General features: G+C 62.8%; 2 protein-coding genes. Both read right to left on the reverse strand.

Annotation, left to right across the window (positions count from 1 at the left end):
* Positions 1–157: 157 nt before the first annotated feature.
* Positions 158–1,870, reverse strand: coding sequence for a type II/IV secretion system protein (locus tag HQL56_19510; GenBank protein ID MBF0311704.1), 1,713 nt, complete (start codon positions 1,868–1,870; stop codon positions 158–160).
* A 2-nt stretch (positions 1,871–1,872) separates the two neighbouring features.
* Entirely contained in the window at positions 1,873–2,562 is a 690-nt protein-coding gene (locus tag HQL56_19515) for a tetratricopeptide repeat protein (GenBank protein MBF0311705.1), read from the reverse strand.
* Positions 2,563–2,578: the final 16 nt, after the last annotated feature.

The following is a 2,578-nucleotide window of genomic DNA, read 5'->3' on the forward strand; positions in this document are numbered from 1 at the left end:
ATTTTCCCTTCCAGCCCCATCTATCCTGGTCCCCCCCCCACGCGGGGGCGCGGACTGAAACTCCATCACCGTGCCATCGGTGCCGGTCAGGTGGGTGGTCCCCCCCACGCGGGGGCGCGGACTGAAACTCCAGAATACCCGACTGTATATTCTATAACTATTTTTCCAGCTTGCGCGAAACATCCAGCACCCGGCTGACCTCCTCCAGGGTGGTGATTCCATTCAGAACCTGCCGAATGCCGTCATCCAGCATGAATTTCATCTCCTTTTGCCGGGCCAGTTGCAAAATGCCGGTTTTCGGTGCGCCGCGTTCGATGATGGCATCGAAATCCTCATCCATGCGCAAGGCCTCCATCAGGGTGACGCGGCCCCGATAACCGAAGCCGTTGCATTTGGCGCAGCCCCGGGCCCGGAAGATGGGGTGGGGGTCGTCGGGCGAGAGCCCCAGAATGCGTTTTTCCAGGGAGGAGGGGGTGTCGGAGATACGGCAGGCGTGGCAGAGCTTGCGCACCAGACGCTGTCCGAGAATGCCGATGATGTTGCCGGAGAGAATCTCCGGACTGACCCCGATATCGAGCAAGCGGGGAAAGATGCCCAGCGCCGAGTTGGTGTGCAGGGTGCTGTAGACCTGATGACCGGTCATGGCGGCGCGCAAGGCCATCTGGGCCGTATCCTTGTCGCGGATTTCGCCGACCAGAATGATGTCCGGATCCTGCCGCAGCAGGGAGCGCACCCCGTTGGCGAAGTCGAGGTTGGCGCTGGGGTTGACGGCCGTCTGACGCACCATGGGCATGGGGTATTCGACGGGATCCTCCAGGGTCATGATGTTCACCGATTCGGTGTTGAGGTAGTTCAACATCGAATAGAGGGTGGTGGTTTTGCCGCTGCCGGTGGGGCCGGTGACCAGAATGACCCCTTCCGGGCGGGACATCATCATCTTGAGGGTGAGGAAGGTCTCCCGCGAGAGCCCCATCTCTTCCAGGCGCATGATGCCTTTGCTGCGGTCCAGAATACGCAATACCACGTTTTCGCCGTGGCTGACCGGCTGGCTGGAGACGCGGAAGTCGATGCTGCGGCTGGCGATGTTGAGGGAGAAGCGCCCGTCCTGGGGAGCGCGGGTTTCGGCGATGTTCATGCCCGACATGACCTTGATGCGCACCACCATGCCCGACAGATAGTCCCGATGCAGATTGCGCACGTCGATAAGCACGCCGTCGATGCGGTAACGAATGCGCAGAAAGCCGAGTTCGGGCTCGATATGGATGTCCGAGGCTTCCCGATAGACGGCGTCGGCCAGCAGCATGTCCACCAGACGCACCATGGGGTGGCTGATGGGTCCGCTTTGCAGGGCGGGCAGATTGGTCAGATCGACGTCGCCGGTCTCCAGTTCCCGGATGGTGCCTTCCAGGGAGAGTTGCACCCCGTAGTATTTCTGGATGGCCTGGGCGATGTCGGCTTCGGTGGCCAGCAGGGTTTCGATGCGGATGCCGGGCTGGATGTTGGCCTGGATCTTGTCGATGGCGGCCACATCCTGGGGATCGGACATGGCCAGGGTGAGGATCAGAGCGGTTTCGTCCCAGAAGACGGGGATCACCTGGTAGTGATCCACCAGTTTTTTGCTCATCAGGGAGAGGGCTTTGGCATCGGGCGCGGTTTCCCTCAGGTCGATGACCGGTTTGTCGAGGGCTCGTCCCAGCAGATTGCGCATCACGTAGTCGGGCACGAAGCCCAGTTTGACGACGAGGCGTCCCAGTTGCTGGCCGCTTTTTTTCTGTTCCTTGAGGGCGATGCCGAGCTGGTCTTCGTCGAGGGCGCCGCTTTCGAGCAGGATATCGCCGATGCGGCGGCGTTCTTTGACCGTGGTCGCCATGATCAGCGACCCGGATCGAGGAGGTCGATACGGCGTTGCACGGCCTGGGGGTCGAAGCCGATGTTTCCGGAGCGACCGGCGGTGAGCAGGGCCTTGCGATAGAAGTCGAGGGCCGGGCGTTTTTGTCCCAGGCGATCGAGGCTCACGGCCAGGTTGAAGGCGATATCGGCGTTGTCCCCGTCGAGGCGATGAGCGTTGAAGAAGGCGTCCACGGCCTCCCGCCAGTTTTTCTGCTCCACGTAGACGTTACCCAGGGCGAAGTGCAGATGAGCCGCTTCGGGATTGTCGCGCACCAGTTGTTTCAGGCGGCTTTCGGCCTGCTGGGTGTCGGGGAAACCGACCAGGCTCGACAATCCGGCGATGGCCATGGAGTCGTGGGGATCCTCCCGCAGAATGCGGCGGTACAACTCCTTGGCCTCTTCCTTGTCGTTGCGGCGGATAGCCAGGGAGGCCAGTCCGGAGAGGGCGGCGTGGTTGCGGGGTTCGGTTTTGAGAAGGGTGCGATAGATCTCGGAGGCGCCCGCCGGATTGCCGTTGCGAAAGGCTTCCCGTGCCCGGATCAGCAGGTCGTTTTGTGTCGGGCCGCGCGGGGCGGCGGGGCGCGGGGCGGCTTCGCCGGGGGCGGAGGCTGTTTCCGGGCGGGGTTGAACCTTCAGGGCCGGATTGGCGGGGGGAGCGTTGGCGGGGGGCACGACACCCACCGTGGCG

It is taken from the genome of Magnetococcales bacterium (assembly GCA_015231925.1).
GTDB lineage: Bacteria > Pseudomonadota > Magnetococcia > Magnetococcales > JADGAQ01 > JADGAQ01.

What these genes read in the sequence shown, in the direction of transcription:
- HQL56_19510 (MBF0311704.1), bottom strand. Translation starts at nt 1,870, where the DNA reads ATGGCGACCACGGTCAAAGAACGCCGCCGCATCGGCGATATCCTGCTC.